The sequence below is a fragment of the Photorhabdus viridis genome (assembly GCF_040256935.1).
In the GTDB taxonomy this organism is placed as follows: domain Bacteria; phylum Pseudomonadota; class Gammaproteobacteria; order Enterobacterales; family Enterobacteriaceae; genus Photorhabdus; species Photorhabdus viridis.
Genome location: NZ_JBEJZY010000099.1, coordinates 1 through 4,469, shown reverse-complemented (window position 1 = coordinate 4,469; position 4,469 = coordinate 1). Strand labels below are relative to the sequence as shown.

Here is a 4,469-nt window from a genome sequence, read left to right as displayed (position 1 = left end):
CGACTGGTCACGCTGGGTGACCGGTTCTTTAACTTTACCCGTTTAGGGAAAGTGCTGAACAGCCGGAATGAAATGCTGAGTAAAACGCTGTTCTCGGTGATTTCCGGCGTGTCGTTTGATCAGGCGGTTGAATTGTCGGTCTCACAGCTTAAAGATGGCGATGAGTTTAGGCAGCAGGTGTTGAAGGCGCTTAAGACACCCGGTTCTGAGAATCGAATAAGGATAAAGAATGAATATCAGGATCGGTTTAAAGAGTTTACTGAAAGTGCTGAAGGGGAATCGGTACTAAAGCAATCGCGGATTAAATTACTGGTTTTGATTTTCAATGGGTTGGAGTTTGCCAATCAGTTAAAAGAGAGTAAAGGGGATACAAAGGGCCACGCCCAGGTGACTGCGGCGTTTTTAGGTACACTGAGTACCGCGATGGAGATTGTGACCCCGGCAGTTGAGCACGGCATAAAAAATGTGGCGGCGACTGATTCCATTAAGTTTATTGGGGCGAGTGCTGGGACAGTTGCTTCTGCACTAAATCTTGGCATCGATATCAGTGATTTTAGATCTGAATTGCATGGTCAAGGGCGCTGGCAGTTTTTGGGTCTTTATGGTCTTAAAAGTGCTTATGATTTTGCTCAACTCACGAGAGCATTAAAAGGCTTGTTAGAAATCTTGGTTAAAAGGGTATTACTTACGTCTGAAAGTTTACTCCTTGATGGAGTTGTGAGGTTTTTAGCATGGGAAACTCTTGCCTGGCTGTGCAGTTGGGAGGTGATGCTCGTTATTTTTATTGTTGAAGAGCTAGTGACGTATTTTTCTGATAATAAGTTACAAAAATGGTGTCAGGGCTGTGTGTTTGGTTTGGAGCCGGCAAAAAGCTTGAGATCAACCCAATTGATTGATTCGGAATTGCAGCGAAATACGCTGTATGAAGCACAATGTAAAAACTTTGCTGACGCAATGAAGGATCTCTCATGAATGCTAGTCGTCCTTTTAAAGATGCTATTGACTTTGATGAAATAAAAAGTCAGAGAAAAGACATTGATATTGTTATTAATGTAAACCGAAAACATGCTATTGAGTTTCCTGATAGCAGGGAAGAAATGGAAAAGGAAATAATGTTGCTTCAGGATAAGATCCCCGTACTGGATGCAATATTGGCAAAAGAACCACCGCCGCCGGAATTACCGCCGCGTAAGCCATTAATCAAAGTCAGTGGGGTATTGGGAGAATTTGAGGCACTCCGTGTTATTGGCTATTTTACTGATCGCGAATATGATCCGGCCACTTTTGTCCGCCAGGAGAAACGGGAATTGGCTAGCGCATTATTGATGGCGATAGCAGGAAATAGCTCCGGGTCGGCAGTGGCTGCACAGACTAAAGTTAGGCTGAGTGATATTTGTGATTTTGTGCGGGGAAAAATCAATGGTATTCCTTTCCACGGCTGGCTGGGATTTACCGCCGCAAAAGTAGGTGACTATGTTGAATTAGTGGTAACAGAACAAGAGGGATATTATGTGGTTTATGCCATTGCTAATCCTGAGTTCAGGGTTATTTCTATGACGCCGCGTTGCAACCAGGGAATTTATGCAAATGCCAAAGAGCAGATATTCGGTACTTGCTGTTTTTTTTCGGTTTACCTATTATTCTTAATAATGGCAAATGTTTTTTTTATTAGGGAAGACATATTCGTGTTTCTGGAATACGTGCTTCCATTTTGTGCTTTGATGATAGCGATATTTGCACCCAGTACATATTACCACAGTATGAAAAGACCCCGGCCTTCAATTAGGTTGTCTGAAGATATTTTCACTGCATTAGGTTTTCCTAATCCTACAGAGATTAATCTTTACCTGTTTACAAAAAAAAGGCTTAAGGAAATCAAGGCTAACTTTCCTGAGAGGGATCCCGGTAAAGACAATGAAAGAGTATTGCCAGGTAGAGCTTGTTTCGCAAGCTATTACTATTACTATTACTGACTCAAGTAATTACCGGGTAAAAAACTGTTATGTTTAAAGATATTATTTCTTTGATCAGATGGGTTGAGATTCTGAAATCAACCCAATTTATTGACCCTGAATCGCAGCGAAACTTTGAAAAAATCGGTAACCCATTATCGAAGGTAAAGTGTTATCTAATACTATTCGAGTAATAGGTAATTTTGTGTAAATTAAGGTTTTTTTATGAAACAGATCTATAAAATGGTTTTCGTCGGTTTTGCCATTAATGTATTAATATGTTTGGTTTCACTGGCGGCGATGAATTGGGTTTCATATCGCAGAATAAAGGAACGTTATTTCTTTGCCAAGAGAGAAGACGGTTTTTTGTTAACCCCGACCGCGTTGAGTAAAACGATTTTTTTGCCTTATGTGATGATGCCGGACGGTTTGCCGGTGACTTGGATATTACGCACGGAAATGGGCAGCGGACCGCTGGCGTTGCTGAAACTGCGGGGATTTACGCTGCCAAAAGAGATTTTTGTGGTGACGCCGGGGGATGACACGAAAATGTTGGTGGTCGATGACGATGATTGGGCGGCAGAATAATTTTGTGTGACCGGTTTAATTCGGTGTTATATCAATTCATGGTCAGGAATAATCTTATCGCAGACTGCGGGGCAGATACTTCCTCATTAATCCTCATTAATGACGGGTTTGCTGACCATTATCACCGGAAAATCATGAAAATATTAAATGGGTTTCTGCTGCTCACCGGGATGATATATATCGTAATAATGTTCCTGTCTAATAAGTCGTGCTTTGTTTTTGCGAAAAGGATGAGGCTTGATTAGTGGTGGTAAGAATATTGTCGTCTGTTTTTGGCTATCACTGAAGATATTCTCATTCGCATATTATGAATGAGAATCATTATTTTTCACTCTTTTTTACCTATTTAGGTGGCGGGATGTAAAGTGAGGTTGTTTGTTTTTTAAATTGTAATCAATTGATTTTAATTAAAATAGATAGTTTAATTATGGATTGGCTGCGCTGTTGTATTAAATCTGGCGAGTCTTGCTATTTTTTTATGTAAATAAATGTAATTTTATTTATATTTCATTAAAATATTGTCTTCATTGCCCTGTTTTTACAGGTATTATTTTCACTTTTGCTTATTGTGCTGTTTGATAAAAAAAAGACTTGATTTATATATGCACCCATAAAGAGAATGAGATTATTCCTTAATAGTCCATGCTATTAAGGAATAATCATCATTGATGGCGAAAGGATAGCCCGATTAATTATTTGTACCCGGTTAACCTCCGGTTGGGAAATACCTGATCTGATTTATTGTTTTCCGGATTTACTCTGACTGACTCCCGGATCTTTATTCGGCTTGAGTTCCGCTACGAAAAAATCACCTGGACTGACCAGGTGTGATGGCGGGCGCCATAGGCGCTGCGCCTGGTCAGCCAGGAAGACACGGTGACGATATCCGCGAAAACTGAACTGCGGCTGGAATGCGGTGGCGCTTATATCTCGCTGAAAGACGGTCATATTTCGTTTGCCAGCCCGAAGAATGCCCGGTTTCAATGCGATGTTTTCCAAAAAGCAGGTCCGGCTAGTCAGAGTTCAACTCTGACATTGCCTGACCGTTGTGCGTCAACGGCAGCGCGGATGGCCGATGGGCAAAATGGGATAGTGAATTAAGGGGACACGCCATGACAAAAACTGATATTCAAATGGGTTACGATTTTTCATCCGATGCTGAAATCCGGCAGAAAACCCAGTTGCTGGCTGACTTGCATACCGCATTTACCCGACAGGGGGGGCAGGGGCTATTGTTGGTTGATCCGGCGGTTTTTCTGGATACCCGGCAGGAAGAAAGGTTTCCTGCGGCGATTCTCAATCATCAGTCTGCCGCCATAGCGACTCGGATAAAGCATCCCCGCTTCGAACCCCGCTATTCTCCCTGGCTGATACCGCTGGATATCAACCAGCCTGAGGATGCTCACATGCTGGAGTTGAGTATTACCCAAGCGTTGCAGGAGGCCGACCCGGCGGAGTTAATTGCCGGACGAGGTCGAATGGTTTGTGGCTGGCTGTTTAGCGCCAGCCCGATATCCACGATTGCACAACATCTTGGTATGACGGCGGTACAAACCCTGTCATCGGTACGGCAAATCGTGCTGCGTTTTTATGATCCGACAGTGAACAATGCCTTGTGGCCGTTGTTGGATACCTGGCAACGTTCGCGTCTGCTGGGGCCGCTGACAGACTGGTACTTGATCAACGGTGACGGTCAGTTACTGCACCGGGACAACGCTAAATTTGCGGCGGTGCAATATACCTTCTCACTGGCGTTGTCTCCGGAAAACGTGCAGGAAATAACCTGGTCAGGCCCGATGAGCCGGGCACTGCGCCGCTATCGTCAGGCACATCGCAACCAGTTACGCCGGACAGAGTCCGAAGCGTTGGCGATTATGCTGGCTTTATTGCGTCGGGTCGCTGAACGCGATGCCTTTCATCATGTTCGTG

The 4,469-nt window shown here is 43.6% G+C and carries 5 protein-coding genes; all 5 read left to right on the top strand.

Translation table 11 applies throughout. The features are described 5' to 3' along the window. Nucleotides 1-972 (top strand): T6SS effector BTH_I2691 family protein (locus ABR397_RS21945; protein ID WP_350307567.1); only part of this gene is annotated, 972 nt, incomplete at its 5' end. Continuing rightward, complete coding sequence (locus ABR397_RS21940; protein ID WP_350307566.1) at nt 969-1,973, top strand: putative type VI secretion system effector; 1,005 nt, start codon at nt 969-971, stop codon at nt 1,971-1,973. The genes ABR397_RS21945 and ABR397_RS21940, both read left to right, overlap by 4 nt. Before the next feature lie 204 nt (nt 1,974-2,177). After that, on the top strand, nt 2,178-2,540 hold the full coding sequence (locus tag ABR397_RS21935; RefSeq protein WP_350307565.1) for a hypothetical protein: 363 nt from the start codon (nt 2,178-2,180) through the stop codon (nt 2,538-2,540). An 849-nt stretch (nt 2,541-3,389) separates the two neighbouring features. Continuing rightward, complete coding sequence (locus ABR397_RS21930; protein ID WP_350307568.1) at nt 3,390-3,641, top strand: DUF2345 domain-containing protein; 252 nt, start codon at nt 3,390-3,392, stop codon at nt 3,639-3,641. 11 nt (nt 3,642-3,652) lie between these two features. Next, on the top strand, nt 3,653-4,469 hold an 817-nt coding region (locus ABR397_RS21925), incomplete at its 3' end, for a DUF4123 domain-containing protein (RefSeq protein ID WP_350307564.1).

What these genes read in the sequence shown, in the direction of transcription:
- ABR397_RS21940 (WP_350307566.1), top strand. Translation starts at nt 969, where the DNA reads ATGAATGCTAGTCGTCCTTTTAAAGATGCTATTGACTTTGATGAAATA.
- ABR397_RS21935 (WP_350307565.1), top strand. Translation starts at nt 2,178, where the DNA reads ATGAAACAGATCTATAAAATGGTTTTCGTCGGTTTTGCCATTAATGTA.